The sequence below is a fragment of the Thermohalobaculum sediminis genome, assembly GCF_023487995.1.
Taxonomy (GTDB): domain Bacteria; phylum Pseudomonadota; class Alphaproteobacteria; order Rhodobacterales; family Rhodobacteraceae; genus Thermohalobaculum; species Thermohalobaculum sediminis.
Window position 1 is genome coordinate 65,238 of sequence record NZ_JAMFKN010000007.1, and the last position, 21,174, is coordinate 86,411.

General features: G+C 69.2%; 23 protein-coding genes. 7 read left to right on the forward strand and 16 right to left on the reverse strand.

The annotated features are described in order from the left end of the window. Positions 1–30 precede the first annotated feature (30 nt). Together M1105_RS14490 and pheS are read right to left on the reverse strand one after the other, a co-directional pair. Entirely contained in the window at positions 31–498 is a 468-nt protein-coding gene (locus M1105_RS14490; RefSeq protein ID WP_249581095.1) for a c-type cytochrome, read from the reverse strand. Between the two features lie 176 nt (positions 499–674). Beyond that, positions 675–1,757 (reverse strand): phenylalanine--tRNA ligase subunit alpha, encoded by a 1,083-nt coding sequence (pheS, locus tag M1105_RS14495; protein ID WP_249581230.1) that lies wholly within the window; start codon positions 1,755–1,757, stop codon positions 675–677. 167 nt (positions 1,758–1,924) lie between these two features. On the opposite strand from pheS, the gene M1105_RS14500 reads away from it, so the two are divergent. After that, positions 1,925–2,725, forward strand: coding sequence for a DUF2189 domain-containing protein (locus M1105_RS14500; protein ID WP_249581096.1), 801 nt, complete (start codon positions 1,925–1,927; stop codon positions 2,723–2,725). Here M1105_RS14500 and M1105_RS14505 read toward each other — a convergent pair. From M1105_RS14505 to M1105_RS14520, 4 genes are all read right to left on the reverse strand, one after another. Next, complete coding sequence (locus M1105_RS14505; protein WP_249581097.1) at positions 2,695–3,477, reverse strand: hypothetical protein; 783 nt, start codon at positions 3,475–3,477, stop codon at positions 2,695–2,697. The two genes, M1105_RS14500 and M1105_RS14505, sit on opposite strands and share 31 nt — an antisense overlap. 9 nt (positions 3,478–3,486) lie before the next feature. Then, a complete protein-coding gene (locus M1105_RS14510) occupies positions 3,487–5,343 on the reverse strand; it encodes a M3 family oligoendopeptidase (RefSeq protein WP_249581098.1) in 1,857 nt (618 codons plus the stop codon). A gap of 60 nt (positions 5,344–5,403) precedes the next feature. Then, positions 5,404–5,805 (reverse strand): hypothetical protein, encoded by a 402-nt coding sequence (locus M1105_RS14515; protein ID WP_249581099.1) that lies wholly within the window; start codon positions 5,803–5,805, stop codon positions 5,404–5,406. A gap of 282 nt (positions 5,806–6,087) precedes the next feature. Further along, a complete protein-coding gene (locus M1105_RS14520) occupies positions 6,088–6,924 on the reverse strand; it encodes an OmpA family protein (protein WP_249581100.1) in 837 nt (278 codons plus the stop codon). A gap of 326 nt (positions 6,925–7,250) precedes the next feature. Between M1105_RS14520 and M1105_RS14525 the strand changes: the two genes are divergently transcribed. Beyond that, positions 7,251–8,681, forward strand: a complete 1,431-nt coding sequence (locus tag M1105_RS14525) for a sigma-54-dependent transcriptional regulator (RefSeq protein ID WP_249581101.1) — start codon at positions 7,251–7,253, stop codon at positions 8,679–8,681. A 28-nt stretch (positions 8,682–8,709) separates the two neighbouring features. Here the strand turns inward: M1105_RS14525 and M1105_RS14530 are convergent, their stop codons facing one another. The 3 genes from M1105_RS14530 to M1105_RS14540 form a co-directional block, all read right to left on the reverse strand. Beyond that, complete coding sequence (locus tag M1105_RS14530; RefSeq protein WP_249581102.1) at positions 8,710–8,973, reverse strand: DUF2312 domain-containing protein; 264 nt, start codon at positions 8,971–8,973, stop codon at positions 8,710–8,712. A 140-nt stretch (positions 8,974–9,113) separates the two neighbouring features. Next, positions 9,114–9,410: a DUF1244 domain-containing protein gene (locus M1105_RS14535; protein WP_249581103.1), complete on the reverse strand. Its 297-nt coding sequence runs from the start codon at positions 9,408–9,410 to the stop codon at positions 9,114–9,116. Between the two features lie 53 nt (positions 9,411–9,463). Then, positions 9,464–10,180: an N-formylglutamate amidohydrolase gene (locus M1105_RS14540; RefSeq protein ID WP_249581231.1), complete on the reverse strand. Its 717-nt coding sequence runs from the start codon at positions 10,178–10,180 to the stop codon at positions 9,464–9,466. Positions 10,181–10,449: 269 nt separating this feature from the next. On the opposite strand from M1105_RS14540, the gene pyk reads away from it, so the two are divergent. From pyk to M1105_RS14565, 5 genes are all read left to right on the forward strand, one after another. Continuing rightward, entirely contained in the window at positions 10,450–11,901 is a 1,452-nt protein-coding gene (pyk, locus tag M1105_RS14545) for a pyruvate kinase (protein WP_249581104.1), read from the forward strand. Between the two features lie 130 nt (positions 11,902–12,031). Further along, the gene (gene rpmI / locus M1105_RS14550; RefSeq protein ID WP_249581105.1) at positions 12,032–12,232 is read left to right on the forward strand and encodes a 50S ribosomal protein L35; all 201 of its coding nucleotides are present in this window, start codon (positions 12,032–12,034) and stop codon (positions 12,230–12,232) included. Positions 12,233–12,247: 15 nt separating this feature from the next. Continuing rightward, on the forward strand, positions 12,248–12,610 hold the full coding sequence (gene rplT, locus M1105_RS14555; RefSeq protein ID WP_249581106.1) for a 50S ribosomal protein L20: 363 nt from the start codon (positions 12,248–12,250) through the stop codon (positions 12,608–12,610). Positions 12,611–12,636: 26 nt separating this feature from the next. Beyond that, complete coding sequence (gene ykgO, locus M1105_RS14560) at positions 12,637–12,762, forward strand: type B 50S ribosomal protein L36 (RefSeq protein WP_249581107.1); 126 nt, start codon at positions 12,637–12,639, stop codon at positions 12,760–12,762. A gap of 230 nt (positions 12,763–12,992) precedes the next feature. Then, complete coding sequence (locus M1105_RS14565) at positions 12,993–14,324, forward strand: hemolysin family protein (protein ID WP_249581108.1); 1,332 nt, start codon at positions 12,993–12,995, stop codon at positions 14,322–14,324. 69 nt (positions 14,325–14,393) lie between these two features. Here the strand turns inward: M1105_RS14565 and M1105_RS14570 are convergent, their stop codons facing one another. The 7 genes from M1105_RS14570 to M1105_RS14600 all read right to left on the reverse strand — a co-directional run bounded on the left by M1105_RS14570 (position 14,394) and on the right by M1105_RS14600 (position 21,159). Further along, positions 14,394–15,629, reverse strand: a complete 1,236-nt coding sequence (locus tag M1105_RS14570; RefSeq protein WP_249581109.1) for a phenylacetate--CoA ligase family protein — start codon at positions 15,627–15,629, stop codon at positions 14,394–14,396. Positions 15,630–15,648: 19 nt separating this feature from the next. Next, positions 15,649–16,470: an ABC transporter ATP-binding protein gene (locus M1105_RS14575; RefSeq protein ID WP_249581110.1), complete on the reverse strand. Its 822-nt coding sequence runs from the start codon at positions 16,468–16,470 to the stop codon at positions 15,649–15,651. 118 nt (positions 16,471–16,588) lie between these two features. Then, positions 16,589–17,881, reverse strand: a complete 1,293-nt coding sequence (locus M1105_RS14580; RefSeq protein ID WP_249581111.1) for an ABC transporter substrate-binding protein — start codon at positions 17,879–17,881, stop codon at positions 16,589–16,591. Positions 17,882–17,963: 82 nt separating this feature from the next. Continuing rightward, positions 17,964–19,040, reverse strand: a complete 1,077-nt coding sequence (locus tag M1105_RS14585) for a branched-chain amino acid ABC transporter permease (RefSeq protein ID WP_249581112.1) — start codon at positions 19,038–19,040, stop codon at positions 17,964–17,966. Positions 19,041–19,044: 4 nt separating this feature from the next. Further along, positions 19,045–19,419, reverse strand: a complete 375-nt coding sequence (locus M1105_RS14590; protein ID WP_249581113.1) for a VOC family protein — start codon at positions 19,417–19,419, stop codon at positions 19,045–19,047. Between the two features lie 2 nt (positions 19,420–19,421). Next, positions 19,422–20,390 carry a branched-chain amino acid ABC transporter permease gene (locus M1105_RS14595; RefSeq protein ID WP_249581114.1) on the reverse strand — a complete coding sequence of 323 codons (969 nt, stop codon included), beginning with the start codon at positions 20,388–20,390 and terminating at the stop codon, positions 19,422–19,424. 10 nt (positions 20,391–20,400) lie between these two features. After that, positions 20,401–21,159: an ABC transporter ATP-binding protein gene (locus tag M1105_RS14600; protein WP_249581232.1), complete on the reverse strand. Its 759-nt coding sequence runs from the start codon at positions 21,157–21,159 to the stop codon at positions 20,401–20,403. Positions 21,160–21,174: the final 15 nt, after the last annotated feature.

Genomic DNA, 21,174 nt, shown 5'->3' on the forward strand with positions numbered 1-21,174 from the left:
CGCGCGTCACCCGCTACCGGTTTGGCGACATCACCCCGGGAAGCGGGGTGTGAGGTACGGCGCCGTCGCCGCCTCGCCGGGGCCGATCGGGCCGGGCACCGTGTTGGACACCGGCGGCAGGCTGCGGAGATAGGCGACCAGCGCCGCAGCGTCCTCGTCCGACAGCGCGGCGTAAGACCGCCACGGCATGATCGGGACCAGGACCCGCCCGTCCGGCCGCACCCCGGTGCGAACCGCCGCGACGATCTCGGCGTCCGACCAGGCCGCGAGGCCGGTCGCGTCGGGCGTGAGGTTCGGAGGCCAGACGATCCCCATCGGCCCCATGTCGAAGCCCATCCCGCTGCCCGCGAGGTGCATCCCCTCGATCGGCTCGAAGTCGGGCGAGTGCTGCGTGTGGCAGCCGGTGCAGTCCATGATCGCCACCAGATACGCGCCGCGCGCCACCATGTCGGCATCGCCGGCACGCCCGGCCTGCGGCAGGATCGCAAGAATACCCATCGACCCGGCAAGAATTGCCGGCCTCAAAGCGCTTTTCATTGTTTGAGTCCCCATAATGTGCCGCCCCCCGGCGGCGGGGCGGGTCTAATCCCGCCTCGGGTGGCGCGCATGCCGAAATCCGACGAAAATGTCGGATTCAGGCGCGAACGGGTGTCGCAGACCGGTGTTGCGCCGCCTCAGCGGCTCAGGCCGCCATGCAGCGTGGGCATGTCCAGCGCCGCGAAACCGTAATGCCTCAGCCAGCGCAGGTCGGAATCGAAGAAGGCCCGCAGGTCGGGGATGCCGTATTTCAGCATCGCGATGCGGTCGATCCCCATGCCGAAGGCGAAGCCCTGCCAGAGGTCGGGATCGACCCCCGCCGCCGCCAGCACCTTGGGATGGACCATGCCGCTGCCGAGGATTTCCAGCCAGTCGTCGCCCTCGCCAATGCGCAGCTGCCCGCCTGCCCAGGAGCAACGGATATCGACCTCGGCCGAAGGTTCGGTGAAGGGGAAATGCGAGGCGCGGAAGCGCAGCTCGACGCCCTCGACCTCGAAGAAGCTGCGGCAGAACTCCTCGAGCACCCATTTGAGGTTCGCCATCGAGATCGCGCGGTCGATGCACAAGCCCTCGACCTGGTGGAACATCGGCGTGTGGGTCTGGTCGTAGTCGCAGCGATAGACCCGCCCCGGCGCGATGGCGCGGCAGGGCACGCCGTGGGCTGTCATGTGGCGGATCTGCACGGGGCTCGTATGCGTGCGCAGCACGTGCGGCGCCCGCTCGTCGCCTGCCGCGCGGGCCATGTAGAAGGTGTCCATCTCCTGCCGTGCGGGATGCTCGGGCGGGATGTTGAGCGCGTCGAAGTTGTGCCAGTCGGTCTCGATCTGCGGGCCCTCGGCGACGGCGAAGCCCAGGGCGGCGAAGATCGCCACCACCTCCTCGGTCACCTGGCTCACCGGGTGGATGGTGCCCGCCCGCGCGGGCCGGGGGTCGAGCGTGACGTCGAGCCACTCGGCCCGCAGCCGCTCGGCCAGCGCGGCATCCGCGAGCGCCGCGCGGCGCGCCCTGACCGCCGACTCGATCTCGTCCTTGAGCGCGTTGAGCGCGGGCCCCGCGGCCTTGCGCGCCTCGGGCTCCATGCGGCCCAGCTCGCGCATCATCAGGCTCACCTCGCCCTTCTTTCCAAGGGCTGCCACGCGCACCGCCTCGATGGCGGCCTCGTCGGCGGCATCGGCGACCTCGGCAAGGTATTTCGCGCGGATCGGGTCGAGGTCCTGCATCGGCTCCATCCTCTGGCTCCTCGGCCGCCGAGTTAGCCGGGCGCGCGCGAAAACACAAGCGGGCGAGGACCGCGCATCGTGGTGCCGATCGGCCGTCCGATGCGTTATAGTCCCATTGGGGAGGCTTGGCTGCAGCCCGGCCTTCGAGCAGCCAGGGGAGGCACGCCATGATTTCCCGAACCGCCGGACATCTTGCCGACGAGGCCCCCGAGCCCGCAATCCGCCAGATCGGCATCGCCGACATCCGCCTGTCGCTGGCGCGCGGCTGGGAAGATTTCCTCGCCCGGCCGACCTCGATGGTCGCGCTCTTCGTCGTCTATCCCGCCGTCGGTTTCGTGCTTTCCTACGCCGCCTTCGATTACGCGATTCTGCCACTGCTCGTGCCGATCATCGCGGGCTTCGCGCTCGTCGGCCCGCTCACCACCGTGGGCGTGTTCGAGCTGAGCCGCAAGCACGAGGCGGGCGCCCGCGACCTGCGGCTCGCAGATGCGCTGTCGGTGCTGTCCGGTCCCTCGACCGGGGCGATCCTGCGGGTGGGGCTGATGCTGTTCGGCCTCTTCGTGGTCTGGCTGGTCGCGGCGCGGCAGATCGTCTTCTCCACGATCGGCGCAGAGGCGCCCGCCGGCCTCGCCGCCTTCCTCGCGCAGGTCGCCACCACCCCGCAGGGGCAGGCGATGTTCATCCTCGGCAATGGCGTGGGCTTCCTGTTCGCGCTCGCGGCGCTGGTGCTGGGCGTGTTCTCGCTGCCGATGCTGGTGGATGGCGAGACCTCGGCCGCAAGGGCGATGGCGACCTCGCTCCGGGCCTGCGCCGAGAACCCGGTGACGATCGCGGCATGGGGGCTGACCGTGGCGGTGCTGCTGGCGCTGGCCATGCTGCCGCTGTTCGCGGGTCTGGTCATCGTGCTGCCCTGGCTGGGGCACGCGACCTGGCACCTCTACCGCGCGGCGATCGACCGCGCGGGCTGAGCCGGCGCCGGCGACAGCGCCGCGCGCTCGGCCCGCGGCACGAGCGGCGGCGCGAGGATCGCCGCGGCAAGCACGCTCGCCGCAAGGCGCGCGCCCTCGGGCGAGGCGTGATAGCCGTCCGTTGCATGGAGCCCGGGTCCCGAGGCGCGCGCGCCGACCGCGAGGAATGCATCCCCCACCCCCGCGACCCGCGCGCCCAGCGCCTCGGCCAGCCCGGCGTAATGGGCGGCCACCCGCGCGTTCATCCGCGCCGGCGTGTCGGGCATCCCCGGCTCGGCATAGAGCGCGTGCCCCGGCGCCCGCGGCCAGGTCGCGAACAGCACGAGCCGCGCCGCGGTCAGCCCCGCGAGCCGCGCCGCCGCCGCGCGCGATGCCGCCGCCGACTCGGGCGTCAGGGCCGCGACGCTGTGATCCTGCAGGACCAGCACTTCCCAGCCGGGATCGGCGACCAGCCGCGCGACCTCGGGCGCGGCCGCGTGCTGCGCCAGATGCGCGCCGTCCCGCACCATCATCGCGGGCCGCAGCCGCACGCCCTCGCGCGCCGCGATGCCCTTGACCAGCTCGGGCAGGTCATGCTCGCGGGTGAAGGAATTGCCGATGAAGAGGACGCGCGTCTCGCCGGCGGCCGGCGGCCCGGCGAAGGCCGCGGCGATCTCCGTCACGCCGGAAGGCGTCCCGGCCCGCGCGGGCAGCGCGGCGAAGACCGCCAGCGCCACCAGCCCGAGGGCCGCCGCGATCCCGCCCCGCCGCATCGCGCCGCCTCAGCCCATCGCTTCGAGCTCGTCGATGAAGCTCGAGATCAGCCCCAGCCCCTTCTGCCAGAAGGCCGGGTCCGAGGCGTCGAGCCCGAAGGGCGCCAGCAGTTCGCGGTGATGCTTCGCCCCACCTGCCGACAGCATGTCGAAATACCTGTCCTCGAAGCCGGGCGTCGCGTTCTCGTAGACCGCATAGAGCGCGTTCACGAGCCCGTCGCCGAAGGCGTAGGCATAGACGTAGAAGGGCGAGTGGATGAAGTGCGGGATATAGGACCAGAAGGTCTCGTAGCCCTCGGCCAGGTTGATCGACGGGCCCAGGCTCTCGGACTGCACCGCCAGCCAGTGCGCGGCGAGGTCCTCGGCCGTCAGTTCACCCTGCCGCCGGGCGGCATGGATGCGCCGCTCGAACTCATAGAAGGCGATCTGGCGCACGACCGTGTTCAGCATGTCCTCGACCTTGCCCGCCAGCAGCATCTTGCGCCGCGCGGGGTCGGTCTCGGCGGCAAGCAGCTTGCGGAAGGTCAGCATCTCGCCGAACACCGAGGCCGTCTCGGCCAGCGTGAGCGGCGTGCGGCTGAGCAATTCACCCTGCCCCGCCGCCAGCCGCTGATGCACGCCGTGGCCAAGTTCGTGCGCCAGCGTCATCACGTCGCGCGTCTTGCCCAGATAGTTGAGCATCACGTAGGGGTGGACATCGACGACGGTAGGATGCGCGAAGGCGCCGGGCGCCTTGCCGGGCTTGACGCCCGCGTCGATCCAGCCGCGCTCGAAGAAGGGCTCGGCCAGTTCCGCCATCCTGGGGCTGAAGCCCGCATAGGCGTCGAGCACGAGCGCCTTCGCCTCGTCCCACGGCACCACTCGGTCGTCCGATTCGGGCAGTGGCGCGTTGCGGTCCCAGTATTCCAGCTTCTCCAGCCCAAGCCAGCGCGCCTTCATCGCGTAATAGCGATGGCTGGTGCGCGGGAAGGACGCCCAGACCGCCTCGCGCAGCGCGTCCACGACCTCGGGCTCGACATGGTTTGCAAGGTGGCGGCCGTGGTCGGGCGCGGGCATCTTGCGCCAGCGGTCCTCGACCTCCTTCTCCTTGATCAGCGTGTTGGTGATCAGGGTAAAAAGGCGGATATTGCCCGCCAGCACACGCGCCAGCGCTTCGCCGCCAGCCTGCCGCCGCGCGCGATCCTTGTTCGACAAAAGGTTCAGCGTGGCCTCGAGGCCAAGCGGCTCTTCCTCGCCCTCGACCTCGAAGGTCAGCGCGGCCATGGTCTCGTCGAACAGGCGGTTCCAGGCGGCGGCGCCGACCACGGACTGGTCGTGCAGGAACTTCTCCAGCTCGTCCGAAAGCTGGTGCGGCCGGAAGGCGCGCAGCCGGTCGAGCCAGGGCCCGTAGCGCGCGAGCCGCGGGCTCTCGCCCACCAGCGCCGCCATGCGTTCCTCCTCGATGCGGTTGAGTTCGAGCGTGAAGAACACCAGCGGCGTCGTGATCTCGGTCACCCGGGCCTGCGTGTCGCCTATGAACTTGGCGCGCGCGGGGTCGGTGGTGTTCTGGTAATAGCGCAGGCCGGCATAGGACATCACCCGCCCCAGCGTGAGGTCGATCGCCTCGAATGCCTCGATCGCGGCGGCGAGATCCTCGGCAGCCATCGTGGCCACCTTGCCCTCGTGGCGCGCCGCGAAGTCGCGGCATTCGCCCTCGACGCGGGCGAGATCGGCGGCAAGCTCCGGCGCATCGGGCGCGGCGTAGAGATCGCTCAGGTCCCAGTCCGGCAGGGCGCCCAGGTCGGGGGCCGCGCCGCGCTCGGCGGCGGTGTCGCGCACAAGGCGGGGGCGCGCGCCCGGAAGGGCGAGGTCGTGCAGCTTCGGCATGAGTTCACTCCGTTGTCCTGCACGCAGAGATAGCCCGCGGGCAGGCGACGCGAAACCCCGTCAGGTGCGAATTCCGGGCGTCTGCCCGGCCGGCTCGTCCTTCTCCCCCGGCGCTTCGGGAAGGGGCGGGGCGTCGGGCCTGCGACGGATCACGATGTCGCCGTTCGGCAGGATCTCGGGCCGCTCGTAATGCTCGAGCGAGTCGATCCGGTCGAGCGTCTCCATGAGCGCGCCGAGGCTGTCGATGGTGGGGCCGAGCTCGCGCATCATCTCGTCCCAGGCTTCGTCCAGCTTGCGCTTGAACTCCTCCATGTCGAGCCGCTGCCCGGTCTCCTGCGCGCGGGCGCCGGTCGGGATTGAGGGAGCCGCCGCGGCCAGCGCGCCGGCCACGAGCGCGCCAAGGACCGATCGGGCGCCCTGACGGGCACGGCGCGGCATGGGTCTGCCAGCTGTGTCTCGCATGGTCTCGCCTCCCTCGCCCGTCCGCGCCATGGACTTGCGCGCGGCCCCGCAAGCATACCGCCTCGACCCGGCTCGCGCACGGGCGGATCGGTCCCTCTCACGGGGGCGCGCCTGCGAAATCCGCGCCTGAACCGGGTCGGGAGCACGATCCGATGGGCCCGCCCGGCACTCGGAAGGAAAGGAGCGAAAGCTGGGTCGCCGCATCCGGCGGGAGCCCGAAAAAGTAGAACCGCCCCGCGCGGCCGGCGCGGGGCGATTCCTTTCCGTGTCAGGCCGTCGCGATTACTGCGACAGCGTGATCTCGACGCGGCGGTTCAGCGGCTCGCGAGTGTTGTCCGGGGTCGGCACCGCAAGCTCACGCTCGCCGCGGCCGGCCAAGGTCATCGCACCCTGCGGCACACCACGCTCGACCAGAGCATCGGCTACGCGGCGGGCGCGGCGCTCCGACAGGCCCTGGTTGTAGTCGGCCGAACCCACGGTGTCGGCATGCCCGACGACCGAGAGCGCCGTGCTGCCGAGAGCCTTCACCGCCTCGACCACCTCGTCCAGCGTCGCGCGGGCGGTGTCGGTCAGGTTGGTGCGGTTGAAGCCGAAGTACACCACGTAGTCGCTGGCGAACGCGCGGCCGGCGCAGGCGGCAAGCGCCTCGTCCAGCAGGGCCTTCGCGTCATCCGGGTTGATGCAGTTGGCGGGATGGCCGCGCAGCGCCTCGAGGTACTGGTCCCACATCGCCTGGGCGCGGGCACAGGCCTCGGGCCGCTCGGCGCGGTTGGCGAGGATGGTGGCCACGACCTGGTCATACATGTTCGCAGCGTCGCCGCTTACGCCCAGCGACTCGGGGCTCCACGGGCCGACATCGGCACCGGCCTCGGCGGCCTCGGCCTTCGCGATGTAGGCGGTGGCGTTGTACCAGCGCTGATCCTTGTTCGCCGAGCGGCGGGCGAGCTCGGTGTATTCCTTGGCGAGGGCGCCGTTGAAGCCCGACCCGCCATGGTCCTGCTCCAGAAAACGCTCGGCGGTGAAGGTGCCGCCAAGGTTCGACCCGGGCAGATCCGGCTTGGTGCAGGCGGCCAGCGCGACCGCGGACACCGCAAGCATCAGTTTCGTTGCAGTCTTCATCCCTCTCTCCGTTCCTTAAGGGACGCATCGAAAGCACGCCCCGGAATTGGTTTTTCGGCCACTTATGCCGCTCCGCTCATCTGCAATGGCATATTCAGCACATCAGCACAATCAGCGCAGGGATTTGGACCGCCCCGGGAAGTGAATTTATCCCGGTCGTCGCAGATTAACAACAGGGTCGCAGTATTTCGGTCACCGGGTCGCACCGACGATGCCTTGCCGCAGCGTCAGCGCACGAAATCGCCTCAATCATGCCACGACCAGACCCACAAGCCGGGGCCTGATGGCACCTTGGTGAAGGGTGTGCGCTTGCGGGTGGGTGCGTGATGACGGCGACCGTTCTGGTGGCGGACGACGATCGGCTCCAGAGGAACTACCTCTCGGCGGTCCTGTCGTCGGCAGGGTTCCAGGTCCAGGCGGCCGATGGTGGGACGGCGGCGCTCGAGCGCCTGAGCGGGCGCGGCCCGCAGCCTGACATCTGCCTGCTCGACCTCAACATGCCGGATCTCGACGGCCTCGACGTGCTGCGCCGGCTGAGCGCGGCAGATTCGTCCGTGCCGGTGATCGTGCTGACCGCCGACGGCTCGGTCACCCGGGCGGTCGACGCGATGCGGGCAGGCGCCATCGACTTTCTCGTCAAGCCTGTGGGCCCCGAGCGGCTCGAGGTCTCGATCCGCAACGCGCTCGAGATGTCGGCCCTCTCGACCGAGGTGCGCCGACTGACGCGGCAGGAGACCGACCGGCTCGGCTTCGACGACCTGATCGCCGCGAGCCCGGCGATCCGCGAGGCGATCTCGCTTGCGCGGCGGGCCTCGACGACCGACATCCCGGTCCTCGTCACGGGCGAATCGGGCACCGGCAAGGAGGTGTTCGCGCGCGCCATCCACGGCGCCGGGGCACGCTCGGGCCGGCCCTTCGTGGCCGTGAACTGCGGCGCGCTGCCAGGCGACCTGATCGAATCGATCCTGTTCGGGCACGAGAAGGGTGCCTTCCCGGGCGCCGTCGACCGCCGGCCCGGCAAGTTCAAGGAGGCCTCGGGCGGCACGCTGTTTCTCGACGAGGTGGGGGAGCTCCCGATGCCGGCGCAGGTCAAGCTCCTGCGCGCGATCCAGACGGGCGAAATCGACCCGGTCGGCGCCACCGGCTCGGTCAAGGTCGACATCCGCCTGATATCGGCCGCGAATCGCGATCTGCGCGCGATGGTCGCGGCCGGCACGTTCCGCGAGGATCTCTACTACCGGATCAGCGTCTTTCCGCTGCACCTGCCGCCGCTGCGCGAGCGGCGGGCCGACATCGCCGGCATGGCCGAGATGTTCCTCGCGCGATACCGCACCGCCGCCGCGGTCCGCATCCAGGGCTTCTCGCAGGCCGCGATCGAGGCGATGCGCCGCGCGGAATGGCCGGGCAATGTCCGCCAGCTCGAGAACACGATCCACCGCGCCGTGGTGCTGGCCGACGGCCCGCTGATCCGGCCCGAGCACCTCGTCGGCCTCGACCTCGCCGGGGCGGATGCCGGCCCGAGCGAGCCGGCGAACGGCACCCGCCAGCACACGCCGCCGCCGGATAGCCGGATCGACATCCTTCATCGGCCCGACGGCCATGTCCGCCCGCTCGCGGAAATCGAGGCCGAAGCGATCCGCCGCGCGCTCGGGCAGTATCGCGGCCGCATGGCCGAGGTCGCACGCCGCCTCGGCATCGGCCGCTCGACCCTCTACCGCAAGCTCGAGGACTACGACATCCGCAAGCCCGGCGCGTGAGCGGCGGAACGCGCGGGCGCGGGCGGGATCAGTCGCCCGCGTGCAGCATGCCCAGCGCGGCGAGGTAGAGCTCGAGCACCGCCTCTTCCTCCTGGCGCTCCTCGACGGGCTTCTTCCTCAGCGACACCACCTTGCGCAGGATCTTCGCGTCGAAGCCGTTGGCCTTGGCCTCGGCGTAGACCTCCTTGATCTGCTCGGCGACCTCCTTCTTCTCCTCCTCGAGCCGCTCGATGCGCTCGATGATGGCGCGAAGCTGCCCGGCGGCGACAGTGGTGGTCGAGATGTCTTCCATTGCGGAGGTCTCCTTGGCTCGCACGAGGCGTCAGCCTTTAGCGTGGCCGCGCGCCCCGTGCCAGCGCGATCTCGCGGGCAGGCCGGGCGCCTGCACGCCGCATGGCGCAAACCCTTTGCTGCCCGCCGGGCTGCGCGGGCTCAGTGGCCCGGATGGCTCTTGGCGAAGGCGGCCTTCTGCTCGGCGCTCGCCTCGGTCTGGTGCTTCTCGCGCCAGGTGTCATAGGGCATGCCGTAGACCGATTCGCGCGCGGCCTCCTTCGTGATCTCGCCGCCGCGCTCCTCGATCGCCTCCTTCATCCAGGTCGAGAGGCAGTTGCGGCAGAACCCTGCAAGATTCATCAGGTCGATGTTCTGCACGTCGGTGCGCGCGCGCAGGTGATCCCTCAGCCGGCGGTAGATCGCCGCCTCGATCTCGATGTCGTCGGGCCTCGTCATGCTCCGTCCTCCCTTGTGGCTCGTTCCCGATATCGTGGCCGGCGCGGGCGGGCTCAATGCCCTGCCGCGCGCATGTCGTCGACCGCGCCCCGAATTACCGGCGCGAGGCGCCGCGCCCAGTCCGCCTGTCCGTCATGCGTGGCGATGAGGTCGTTGCGCACCTCGATCAGCGCGTGCGTGATGCCGCGCGCCGTGCCGTGGCGCCACATGCAGTCGCCGCGAAGCTGCCCCGAATAGGGCTCGTTGTCGCCGACGGAGAGGTCGCCCTCCGCCTCGAGCCGGCGGATCAGCGGCTCCGCCAGCCGCGCGTCGCGGTCCCACAGCACACCCACATGCCAGGGCCGCGGCGGCCGCCCCCTCAGCTGCGGCGTGAAGGAGTGGATCGAGACTAGCACGGGCACCCGCCCGGCCTCGAGCACCTCGTCGATCGCGAGCCCGATGGCGTCGTGATAGGGCCGGTGATACGCCGCGAGGCGGCGCTCGACCTCGGCCTCGTCGACATGGCGGTTCGCCGGGATGATCGACCCGTCATAGAGCTTCATCACCAGCGTGGGATCGTCCTCGCCGCGGTTGGGGTCGATCACCAGCCGCGAATAGGTCGATAGCACCGCCCCCGCCCCCAGCCGCGCCGCCAGCCCCAGCGTCACGCCGCGCGCGCCGACGTCGAAGGCGATATGGCGCGCCATGTCCTCGGGCGGCAGGCCGAGCGCGCCGATCTCGGGCGGCACGGCGTTGCGGGCATGGTCGCAGAGCAGGATCAGGTCGGTCATCGCCTGCTGGCTCGAGCCGGGCGAGACATGCTCGACGGGGACGAAGACGCTCATTCTGCTCCCTGAGTTGCAACCCTTCGCTGGCCGCGCGGGCGCCGGACCCTACCCTTGCCGGCAGGCGGCGCACAAGCGGGTCGCACGGACCGGTCACCTTGCCGACATTCTGGTATACCAGAACGCAAGATTGTTAGCGCATGCCCGCTTGCAATGCATCACGCGCGCCCGGATGATCCCGGCCGCAACACCGCGCCCGGCCGAGGGGGAGAGACATGCGCCGCCAGAGAAACGTCAAGATCGTCGCCACCGTCGGCCCCGCCTCGTCGAGCCGCGAGATGCTGCGCCGCCTGTTCGAGGCCGGCGTCGACGTGTTCCGCCTCAACATGAGCCACGGCACCCAGGACGACCAGGCCGAGCGCGTCCGACTGATCCGCGAGACCGAACACGAGTTCGAGCGTCCGATCGGCATCCTCGCCGACCTGCAGGGCCCCAAGCTGCGCGTCGGGCGCTTCGCCGAGGGCCCAGTGACACTCGAGGTGGGCCAGCCCTTCCGGTTCGACCTCGACGACACGCCGGGCGACGGCGCGCGGGTCCAGCTGCCGCATCCCGAGATCTTCGCGGCGCTGGAACCCGGCGCGACGCTGCTGGTCAACGACGGCAAGATCCGCCTCAAGGTGCGCGCCTGCGACAAGCAAAGCGCCGACTGCGAGGTGGTGGTGGGCGGCGAGATCTCGAACAACAAGGGCGTGAACGTGCCCGACGTGGTGCTGCCGCTGGCGGCGCTCACGGCCAAGGACCGCGCCGATCTGGAATTCGCGCTCGAACAGGGCGTCGACTGGCTCGCGCTCAGCTTCGTCCAGCGCCCCGAGGACGTGCTCGAGGCGCGCGAGCTGATCGGCGAGCGCAAGGTCGCCGTCATGGTCAAGGTCGAGAAGCCTGCCGCGGTGCAGCGCTTCTCCGAGATCCTGAAGGTGGTGGACGGCATCATGGTCGCGCGTGGCGACCTTGGCGTCGAGATGGACATCGCGGAACTCCCGCCCATCCAGAAGCGGATGATCCGCGAATGCCGCCGCGCCGCCAAGCCCGTGATCGTCGCGACCCAGATGCTCGAGAGCATGATCACCAGCCCCGTGCCCACCCGGGCCGAGGTTTCGGACGTCGCGACCGCCATCTACGAGGGGGCAGACGCGGTGATGCTGTCGGCCGAATCGGCCGCCGGCCAGTTCCCGGTCGAGGCGGTCTCGATGATGGACCGCATCGCGCGCCGGGTCGAGGGCGAGGAACTGCACCGCCAGATCATCACCGCGGCGCGGCAGGTCGACCGCACCTCGGTCGCCGACGCGATCACCGCGGCCGCGCGTGAGGTGGCCGAGGCGACGCGCGTCAAGGCGATCTGCTGCTTCACCCATTCCGGCACCACCGCGCTTCTGGCCGCGCGCGAGCGCCCGGCCGTTCCGATCCTCGCGCTCACGCCGGTCCGCGCGACCGCCCGGCGGCTCAGCCTGGTCTGGGGCCTGCACTGCGTCATCGGCGAGCCGGTCGACCGCTTCAAGCTGGCGGTGGTGAGCGCGGTGCGCGCGGTTCTGCGCGACGGCTTCGCGGGCTCGGACGACCGCATCGTGGTCACCGCCGGCGTGCCCTTCAACGTGCCGGGCTCGACCAACATCCTGCGCGTGGCGCCCTGCGACGAGCGGCAGATCTACGAATCGAGCGCCGAATACTGAGCCGCGCCCGCCCCTTGCCTTCACCGGGGCGCGCCTGTATAGAACGCGCTCCCAGACTTTCGACGGGGCTGCCGGCCGGTATGGGCTGCCGTGCCGCCCCTTGACGCGTCAGACATGACAGGAGACGGAAATGCCCAAGATGAAGACCAAGTCGGGCGCCAAGAAGCGCTTCAAGGTCACAGCCTCGGGGCGCATCAAGGTCGCACAGGCCGGCAAGCGCCACGGCATGATCAAGCGCACCCCCAAGTTCATCCGCCAGGCGCGCGGCACGACCGTTCTCTCCGCCCAGGACGAGAAGATCGTGAAGCAATTCCTGCCGTATGCGGGCTGAGGGGAGGGCTGACAGATGTCCCGAGTGAAATCCGGCACCGTGACGCATCGCCGTCACAAGAAGATCCTCGACAAGGCCAAGGGCCATTACGGCGCCCGCTCGCGCAGCTTCAAGACCGCCAAGCAGTCGGTCGAGAAGGCGATGCAGTATGCGACGCGCGACCGCAAGCGCCGGAAGCGCACCTTCCGCGCGCTGTGGATCCAGCGCATCAACGCCGCCGTGCGCGCGCATGACGAGAGCCTGAACTACTCGACCTTCATCAACGGGCTCGCGAAGTCCGGGGTCGAGGTCGACCGCAAGGTGCTTGCCGATCTCGCGGTGCACGAGCCCGCGGCCTTCGGCGCCATCGTCGAGAAGGCCAGGGCCGCGCTCGCCTGAGCCGCGCCGTCCGAGGAGATAGAGAGATGAAAGTCAAGAACTCGCTGCGCTCGCTCAAGGGCCGCCACCGCGACTGCCGTGTCGTCCGCCGCAAGGGCCGCGTCTACGTGATCAACAAGACCCAGCGTCGCTACAAGGCGCGTCAGGGCTGAGACTGGACCGGGCGCGATTGCGCGCCGGGTGGACTTGGGGACGCCGCTCCGGGAACGGGGCGGCGTTTCCGCTTTCGGGGGTGGGCGCTCGAACGCCGCCCCATGACCGTGCCCGCGGGGCGCAACCCTTGTCTCGCCACGCAGGGGGCGACGATCCCGCCGCAACGCTCTAACGTGGCACCATCGGGTTTAAACCCCCGCCAGCGTCGACAGAGAGCCGCCTTGCCCACATGTTCCTCGAAATTGCCATCGTCCTCGTCCTGATCCTCGCCAACGGCCTGCTCGCGATGTCGGAGCTCGCCCTCGTCTCGGCGCGCCCGGCACGGCTCAAGGTGATGGCGGACGGCGGCAGCCGGGGCGCGGCGGTCGCGCTGCAACTCACCGGGCATCCGGGCCGATTTCTCTCCACGGTCCAGATCGGCATCACCCTCGTGGGCGTGCTGTCGGGGGCCTATTCGGGCGCGACCCTCGGCGTGCGGCTCGCCGATACCCTCGCGGCCGCGGGGACTGCTCCCGCGCTCGCACGCACCATGGGCGTGGGCGGGGTTGTTATCGTGATCACCTATCTGGCGCTGATCATCGGCGAGCTCGTCCCCAAGCAGGTCGCCCTGCGCGCGCCCGAGGCCGTGGCCGCCCGCGTCGCTCCCCTGATGCAGGCCCTTGCGCTGGCCGCGGCACCGCTCGTCTGGCTGCTGGACCACTCCGGGCGCCTCGTGCTCGACCTCCTCGGCCAATCGCGCGAGGCCGAGGGCAACATGACCGACGAGGAGGTCAGGATGGTGATCGCCGAGGCGCGCCGCTCCGGCATCATGGAGCCCGCCGAGACCGAGATGATCGCGGGCGTGATGCGCATCGCCGACCGCACCGCGCGCGGCCTGATGACGCCGCGCCGCAAGGTCGAGATGGTCGACGTCACCGACAGCGCGTCTTCGATCATCGAGCGTTTCCGCGCGACGCGCCGCTCGCGCCTGCCGGTCAGGGACGGGGAGGGCGACAACCTCATCGGCGTGCTCACCACCACAGACTTCCTCGACCGCCCACCGCCGCGGGACGAGACCGAGTTGCGCTCGCTCATCATCCCCACGCCCGTGGTGCAGGACTGGATGGCGGCGCTCGACGTCATCGAGATGCTGCGGCAGACACCGGCCAACATGGTCTTCGTCTATGACGAGTACGGGCATTTCGAGGGGATCATCACGGCGATGGACCTGCTCGAGGCAATCACCGGGGATTTCACCGGCGAGCCGGGCGGCGAGGAGGAGGAGGTGATCGAGCGCGCCGACGGCAGCCTCATCGTCGCGGGCTCGATGCCGGTGGACGAGTTCGCCGACCGCATCGGCATCACCCTGCCCGTCGATCGCGGGTATCAGACGGTCGCCGGCCTCGTGCTCGACCTCGCCGGCAGGCTGCCGGATGTCGGCGAGAGCCTGATCCACATGGGCTGGCGCATCGAGATCCTGGATCTCGATGAGCGCCGCATCGACAAGGTGCTGGTCTCGAGGGCCGGGGAGAGGGTGGCACCCGATGGCAGCCAACCGGGTGCGGACGATCGAGGAGAATGACGCGCAACCCGTCCGCGCCCGACGCGCCGCCGCAGGCAGGGCCGTTCGTCGTGCGCCGGCTGATATCCCTCAGTCGAACTTTCGCAGGTCGTCGATCACCTTCCCGTCGTTCGGCAGCGACCCCGGCACGTCCGCCTCGACCTCGCCCCTGAGCTTCAGCACGGCCTGCATCGTCTCGCGCACCCGGGCGGCAAGCTCCGCCGAAGGCGTCTGGGTCTCGACTGCCAGCATCATGCGGTCCTGCTCGCCCTCGCGGGTCACGCTGAGGCGGGCCTTCCTGACCTCGGGGTGGCGGGCCACGATCTCGGCCACCTGCTCGGGGCGCACGAACATGCCCTTGACCTTGGTGGTCTGGTCGGCGCGTCCCATCCAGCCGCGGATGCGCATGTTGGTCCGCCCGCAGGGGCTGATGCCCGGCATGACCGCCGAGAGATCCCCGGTGGCGAAACGGATCAGCGGGTAGTCGGGGTTGAGCGCGGTCACCAGAACCTCGCCGACCTCGCCTTCGGGCACCGGGTCGCCGGTGCCGGGACGCACGATCTCGACGATCACGCCCTCGTCCACCACCATCCCCTCCATCGCCGGAGTCTCGTAGGCGATCGAGCCGACATCCGCGGTGGCATAGCCCTGCAGGCAGGGGATGGCACGCTCGGCGTACCAGGCCCTGAGCGACGGGAACAGCGGCCCGCCCGACACCCAGGCGCGGGCGAAGCTCAGTTCGCGCCCCAGCTCCGCGGCCTTCTCCATCATCACCTTGAGGAAGTCGGGCGTGCCGATATAGCCCCTGGCGCCCAGGTCCGCCGCCGCCCCGGCCTGCGCCTCGGTGTTGCCGACGCCGCCCGCCAGCACGCAGCAGCCGAGCGCCCGGGCGCCCGCCTCCAGCATCACTCCCGCGGGCGTCAGGTGATAGGCGAAGCTGTTGTGCACGAGATCGCCCTTGCGGAACCCCGCCGCATGCAGCGCCCGGGCAAACCGCCACCAGTCGGGGACCGAGGACATCCCCGGCTCGTAGATCGGCCCCGGCGACTGGAACACATGGTCGAAGGCGGTGGCGGGCCGCGTCGTCAGCCCGCCAAAGGGCGGCTCGGCCTTCTGCATCGCGGCCAGCGCCGACTTGCGCAGGACCGGCAGCCTCGCCAGCGCCGCGCGGTCGGCCACGTCGCCGGGCTCGACACCCTCGAGCAGCCGCGCGATCCCGGGCGCCGCCGCCTTGGCCGCGCGGATCTGTGCCCGCAGGCACTCGAACAGCGAGGCCTCCCGCGCCTCGGGGCTGCGGGTCTCGAGGGCGTCGTAATGCTCGGTCATGCCTGCCTCCCGGGCACCGTCAGTTCAGCCAGCGCTTGCGCCGGCGGTAGCTGCGGACGTCGCGGAAGCTCTTGCGGCCCTGCTCGGACATGCCGAGGTAGAACTCCTTCACGTCCGGGTTCTCGCGCAGCTCGGCCGCGGGGCCGTCCATCACCACGCGGCCCGATTCGAGGATATAGCCGTGATGAGCGAAGCGCAGCGCCACGTTGGTGTTCTGCTCGGCGATCAGGAAGCTCACGCCCTCGTTCTCGTTGAGCGACTTCACGATGCCGAAGATCTCCTCGACCAGCTGCGGCGCGAGGCCCATCGAGGGCTCGTCCAGCAGGATCGTCTCGGGCCGGCTCATCAGCGCGCGGCCGATCGCCGTCATCTGCTGCTCGCCGCCCGATGTGTAGCCCGCCTGGCTGCGGCGCCTCTCCTTCAGGCGGGGGAAGTAGCTGTAGACCATTTCGAGGTCGCGCTGCACCGCGGCGCGCCCGTCGGTGCGGGTGTAGGCGCCGGTCAGCAGGTTCTCCTCGACCGTCAGGTGCTCGAAGCAGTGGCGCCCCTCCATCACCTGGATCACGCCGCGCTTGACCAGTTCCGCGGGGTTGAGCTCGGCCACCCGCTCGCCGCGATAGAGGATCTGGCCCTTGGTGACCTCGCCGCGCTCGGAATGCAGCAGGTTCGAGATCGCCTTGAGCGTGGTGGTCTTGCCCGCGCCGTTTCCGCCCAGAAGCGCGGTAATCCCGCCCTTGGGCACGCTCAGCGACACGCCCTTCAGGACGAGGATCACGTGGTTGTAGATCACCTCGATGTTCGAGACGTCGAGCAAGGCGTCGTCGTGGCTCGTTTCACGCATCCCTGCGATTCCCCTATCGCGCACCCTGCGGCCGGGGCGCGCCACGTCGTCGGCAGCCCGCCCGGCCGGGCGGGACGAGGATCGGGCGGGCCGCGACGCGCGGCCCGCCCGGCACGGTTCACTCGCAGGTGCGCGGCGTGATGTTCGCCTCGGCCGCGTAAGCCGCCGAATCCTCGGCGATCAGCGGGTCGATCACCTCGCGGTCCGAGGCGATGAAGTCGGTCACCAGGCTCCAGGTCTTGGTCTTGGCGTCCCACTGCTGGATGGCGCCGAGGCCCGAGCCGCCATGGTTGGCGCAGGTCACCTCGAAGGTCGGCATGAAGTCCGGCAGGCCAAGCGCGGTCAGCTTCTCGTCGGTGATCTCCAGCGCCTCCATCCCGTCGCGCATCATCGCGGCGGTGATGTTCGGGGCGCCGTGGATCGCCTGCGCGGTCTTGGCGGCCTCGACCGCCAGCATCGCCGCCTGCATGCCGCGGTTGTAGAGCACCGAGCCATGCTGGTCGCCCGCACCGGCCGAGAGGCCCTTGTCATAGACATGCGTCTTCAGGTCGGCATAGATCGGGAAGTCCATGCCCACGCCGTGCATCGTGATCGCCTTGTAGCCATGCGCGCCCTCGCCCGCCGGCAGCACGTCGGTCTCGGCCCCCGACCACCAGACGCCGATGAACTTGTCCATCGGGAAGCGGATGTTCACCGCCTCCTGCACCGCCACCTGGTTCATCACGCCCCAGCCCCACATCACGACATAGTCGGGCCGGTCGCGGCGGATCTGCAGCCAGGTCGCCTTCTGCTCCTGCCCCGGATGATCGACGGGCAGCAGCGTCAGCGAATAGCCGTGCTTCTTCGCCAGCTCCTCGAGCGTGCGGATCGGCTCCTTGCCATAGGCCGAGTTGTGGTAGACGAGCGCGATCTTCTTGCCCGAGATGTCGCCGCCTTCCTGGTCGATGATATGCTTGACGATGATCGAGGCGGCGTCCCAGTAGGTCCCTGGATAGTTGAACACCCACTCGAACACCTTGCCGTTCGCAGCCGAGGTGCGGCCATAGCCCATCGAGTGGATCGGGATCCCGTCAGCCGAGGCTTTCGGTATCAGCTGGTAGGTGATGCCGGTCGAGAGCGGCTGATAAAGCAGCGCCCCTTCACCCTTGGTGGCTTCGTAGCACTCGACGCCCTTCGTCGTGTTGTACTCGGTCTCGCAGGGCACGACCCTGGCCTTGACGCCACCGATGCCGCCGTCGCGCTCGTTGACCAGCGTGAAGTAGTCCGCATAGCCGTCGGCGAAGGGAATCCCGTTGGGGGCATAAGGCCCGGTGCGATAGTCGAGCGAGGGGAACACGAGGTCCGCCATCGCCGCGGGCGTCGCGAACGCGAGCGCCGTGGCTGCGGCAAATGCCAGTCTGCTGAACTTCATAGTCGTCCTCCCTGTTGGACTTCTTTGCTGTCGGGCCAGCCGGTGCATGCCGTTCGGACCCGCTTGTGCCGATGGCCAGAGCCTAGTGCGGGAATGGCCAGAGGCGCAATTTCTCCTTGATGATGCGCCAGAGCGCGGCGATGCCATGCGGCTCCTTGATCAGGAAGAAGATGATCAGGGCGCCGATCAGGATCACCTCGAGATGCGCCGCGATGTCGGTGGGCCAGCCAAGCTGGACTGCGAGCACGTTCTTGAACAGCACCGGCAGAAGGGTCAGGAAGGCGGCCCCAACGAGGCTCCCGAAAATCGAGCCGAGCCCGCCGAGGATGACCATGAACAGCACGACGAACGAGATCTCGATCGAGAAGGCCTCGGTGCCCTCGGCCGCGCCCTTCCAGATCGCGAAATACATCGCCCCTGCCATGCCGATGTAGAAGGACGAGACCGCGAAGGCCGACAGCTTGGCCATCAGCGGGTTCACGCCGATGATCTCGGCCGCGATGTCCATGTCGCGGATCGCCATCCACGACCGCCCGATCCGCCCGCGCGTGAGGTTGCGCGCGACCCAGGCGAAGACGAAGACGAAGCTGAGGCAGAACAGGTAGGTCGCCCAGGGCCTGGTGTTCGGGCCGGTGACCAGGATGCCGAGGAAGTCGCGCTCGGGCGCGTTGATCTGTCCGGTTGCCGAGTAGTTGTAGAACCAGCCCACCTTGTTGAACAGCCAGATCAGGAAGAACTGAGCCGCAAGCGTCGCGACCGCGAGGTAGAAGCCCTTGATCCTGAGCGACGGCAGCCCGAACACGATGCCCACCGCCGCGGCGCACAGCCCGGCGAGGATCACCACCAGCGGCATCGGCATCCAGACGAAGGCGGTCATCAGCTTGTAGCAGGCATAGGCCCCCACCGCCATGAACCCGCCAGTGCCCAGCGAGACCTGCCCGCAATAGCCCGTGAGGATGTTGAGCCCCAGCGCCGCCATGGCGAACACCAGGAACGGCAGGAAGATCGCCTGCTCCCAGTAGGGATTGATCAGGAAGGGTACGACCAGGAAGGCAACCGCCACCACCGCGCAATAGCCCCAGCGGTCGAAGGCGATCGGGAAGGTCGCCTGATCGGCCTGATAGCTCGTCTTGAACTCGCCTGCCTCGCGGTAGAACATTCGGTCAGTCCTCCCACCGGGCCGCGTGGGCCGGGAAATCGTCCTGCTGCGGATTGACGAGACAGAAGCGGTGCCCCGTCGGCGCCTCCATCACGGTCCAGCGCTTGACCTTGCCGATCACCCTGCCGCCCAGCGCCACGATGCGCGCGGCCTCGGCGGCCTGGTCCTCGGTCTCGAAGTCGATGTGGATGCGCGGATCGTGATCGACCGCCTGGAGCAGAACCTTGGGCCGACCCTCGGCGGTCCGCAGCACGGCATACCTGCCATCCGCGTCCACCTCGCCCTCGACCCCGAGCACGCCCTTCCAGAACGCTGTGGCCGGGCCGAGATCGTCGGTCCGGCAGTCGATCACGATGACGCCGAGGCGCGAGTGATGCACGGTCACACCCTCTCGATGATCTTCTCGCCGAACAGGCCCTGCGGCCGGAACAGCAGGAACAGCAGCGCGAGCATGTAGGCGAACCAGTTCTCGGTAGCGCCGCCGATCATCGGGCCGACATAGAGCTCGAACACCTTCTCGCCCACGCCGATGATCAGCCCGCCCACGATCGCGCCGGGGATCGAGGTGAAGCCGCCCAGCATCAGCACCGGCAGCGCCTTGAGCGCGATCAGCGACAGCGAGAACTGGACGCCCGACTTGGCGCCCCACATGATCCCCGCGACCAGCGCGACGATGCCCGCGATCGACCACACGATCCACCAGATCGTCTCGAGCGAGATGCCGACCGACAGCGCCGCCTGATGGTCGTCCGCCACCGCCCTCAGCGCCCGGCCCATCCGGGTGAACTGCGAGAACAGCGTGAGCGCGACCACCAGCAGCACCGCCACCACGGCGGCCGAGATCTCGAGTTTGTCGACGAACATCCCCGTCGCGTCGATGATGGTGTCGGACGGACCCTGCGGCAGGCCCACGTCCAGCGCCTTGACGTTCGCTCCCCACATCAGGTCGCCCGTGCCCTCCAGCACGAAGGCAAGCCCGATGGTGGCCATAAAAAGGATGATGCCCTCCTGATTCACCAGCGGACGCAGCACGATCCGCACCACCAGCCAGGCAAGCCCGATCATCACCAGAAGCGCAAAGACGATCGCGACCAGCGTCGGCATGCCCGAGCCCCAGGTGTGGATGCTGGTCCCGGTGATCCAGCTCAGGAGATGCGCGAAAGGCACCTGCCCGGTCTGGAAGCCGACCAGCGTCAGCGCCGCGAAGAGCGCGAACACGCCCTGCGCGAAGTTGAAGATGCCGGACGCCTTGAAGATCAGCACGAAGCCCAGCGCGACCAGCGAATACATCACCCCGGCCAGCAGGCCCGAGACGACGATCTCCCAGAAGAACGGATCGGTCAGGAACATCGCCTTCCCCTCAATCGTGCGCCACGCCCAGATAGGCGTCGATGACATCCTGGTTCGTCCGCACCTCGTCCGGCGTGCCGTCGCCGATCTTGCGGCCGTAATCGAGCACCACCACCCGGTCCGAGATGTCCATGACCACCCCCATGTCGTGCTCGATCAGCGCGATGGTGGTGCCGAACTCCTCGTTCACGTCCAGGATGAAGCGGCTCATGTCCTCCTTCTCCTCGACGTTCATGCCGGCCATCGGCTCGTCGAGCAGCAGGAGCTGCGGCTCGGCCGCCAGCGCCCGGCCCAGCTCGACCCGCTTCTGCAGGCCGTAGGGCAGCCGGCCGACGGGCGTCTTTCGGATGTGCTGGATCTCGAGGAAGTCGATGATCTTCTCGACCTTCTCGCGGTGCTCGATCTCCTCGGCCTCGGCGGGCCCCGACCAGACGGCCTGCCAGAACATGTTGCGGCGCATCTTGGTCAGCCGACCGGTCATGATGTTGTCGAGGGTCGTCATCCCCTTGAACAGCGCGATGTTCTGGAAGGTGCGGGCTATGCCCTGCTTGGCGATCTCGTGCGGCTTCATCGACCCGCGCTTCTCGCCGCGGAACCAGATCTCGCCCTCCTGCGGGTGGTAGAAGCCGTTGATGACGTTGAGCATCGACGACTTGCCCGCGCCGTTCGGCCCGATGATCGCGCGGATCTCGCCCTCGCGGATGTCGAACGAGATGTCCTTGATCGCCACCACACCGCCAAAGCGCAGCGTGATGTTGCGGATGTCCATGACGACCGGGCCGAC

What these genes read in the sequence shown, in the direction of transcription:
- M1105_RS14565 (WP_249581108.1), top strand. Translation starts at nt 12,993, where the DNA reads ATGTTCCTCGAAATTGCCATCGTCCTCGTCCTGATCCTCGCCAACGGC.
- M1105_RS14595 (WP_249581114.1), bottom strand. Translation starts at nt 20,390, where the DNA reads ATGTTCCTGACCGATCCGTTCTTCTGGGAGATCGTCGTCTCGGGCCTG.
- M1105_RS14515 (WP_249581099.1), bottom strand. Translation starts at nt 5,805, where the DNA reads ATGCGAGACACAGCTGGCAGACCCATGCCGCGCCGTGCCCGTCAGGGC.
- M1105_RS14505 (WP_249581097.1), bottom strand. Translation starts at nt 3,477, where the DNA reads ATGCGGCGGGGCGGGATCGCGGCGGCCCTCGGGCTGGTGGCGCTGGCG.
- M1105_RS14530 (WP_249581102.1), bottom strand. Translation starts at nt 8,973, where the DNA reads ATGGAAGACATCTCGACCACCACTGTCGCCGCCGGGCAGCTTCGCGCC.
- pyk (WP_249581104.1), top strand. Translation starts at nt 10,450, where the DNA reads ATGCGCCGCCAGAGAAACGTCAAGATCGTCGCCACCGTCGGCCCCGCC.
- M1105_RS14520 (WP_249581100.1), bottom strand. Translation starts at nt 6,924, where the DNA reads ATGAAGACTGCAACGAAACTGATGCTTGCGGTGTCCGCGGTCGCGCTG.
- M1105_RS14585 (WP_249581112.1), bottom strand. Translation starts at nt 19,040, where the DNA reads ATGTTCTACCGCGAGGCAGGCGAGTTCAAGACGAGCTATCAGGCCGAT.
- M1105_RS14575 (WP_249581110.1), bottom strand. Translation starts at nt 16,470, where the DNA reads ATGCGTGAAACGAGCCACGACGACGCCTTGCTCGACGTCTCGAACATC.
- M1105_RS14525 (WP_249581101.1), top strand. Translation starts at nt 7,251, where the DNA reads ATGACGGCGACCGTTCTGGTGGCGGACGACGATCGGCTCCAGAGGAAC.
- M1105_RS14600 (WP_249581232.1), bottom strand. Translation starts at nt 21,159, where the DNA reads ATGGACATCCGCAACATCACGCTGCGCTTTGGCGGTGTGGTGGCGATC.
- M1105_RS14535 (WP_249581103.1), bottom strand. Translation starts at nt 9,410, where the DNA reads ATGACGAGGCCCGACGACATCGAGATCGAGGCGGCGATCTACCGCCGG.
- M1105_RS14500 (WP_249581096.1), top strand. Translation starts at nt 1,925, where the DNA reads ATGATTTCCCGAACCGCCGGACATCTTGCCGACGAGGCCCCCGAGCCC.
- rpmI (WP_249581105.1), top strand. Translation starts at nt 12,032, where the DNA reads ATGCCCAAGATGAAGACCAAGTCGGGCGCCAAGAAGCGCTTCAAGGTC.
- M1105_RS14490 (WP_249581095.1), bottom strand. Translation starts at nt 498, where the DNA reads ATGGGTATTCTTGCGATCCTGCCGCAGGCCGGGCGTGCCGGCGATGCC.
- pheS (WP_249581230.1), bottom strand. Translation starts at nt 1,757, where the DNA reads ATGCAGGACCTCGACCCGATCCGCGCGAAATACCTTGCCGAGGTCGCC.
- ykgO (WP_249581107.1), top strand. Translation starts at nt 12,637, where the DNA reads ATGAAAGTCAAGAACTCGCTGCGCTCGCTCAAGGGCCGCCACCGCGAC.
- M1105_RS14510 (WP_249581098.1), bottom strand. Translation starts at nt 5,343, where the DNA reads ATGCCGAAGCTGCACGACCTCGCCCTTCCGGGCGCGCGCCCCCGCCTT.
- rplT (WP_249581106.1), top strand. Translation starts at nt 12,248, where the DNA reads ATGTCCCGAGTGAAATCCGGCACCGTGACGCATCGCCGTCACAAGAAG.
- M1105_RS14570 (WP_249581109.1), bottom strand. Translation starts at nt 15,629, where the DNA reads ATGACCGAGCATTACGACGCCCTCGAGACCCGCAGCCCCGAGGCGCGG.
- M1105_RS14540 (WP_249581231.1), bottom strand. Translation starts at nt 10,180, where the DNA reads ATGACCGACCTGATCCTGCTCTGCGACCATGCCCGCAACGCCGTGCCG.
- M1105_RS14580 (WP_249581111.1), bottom strand. Translation starts at nt 17,881, where the DNA reads ATGAAGTTCAGCAGACTGGCATTTGCCGCAGCCACGGCGCTCGCGTTC.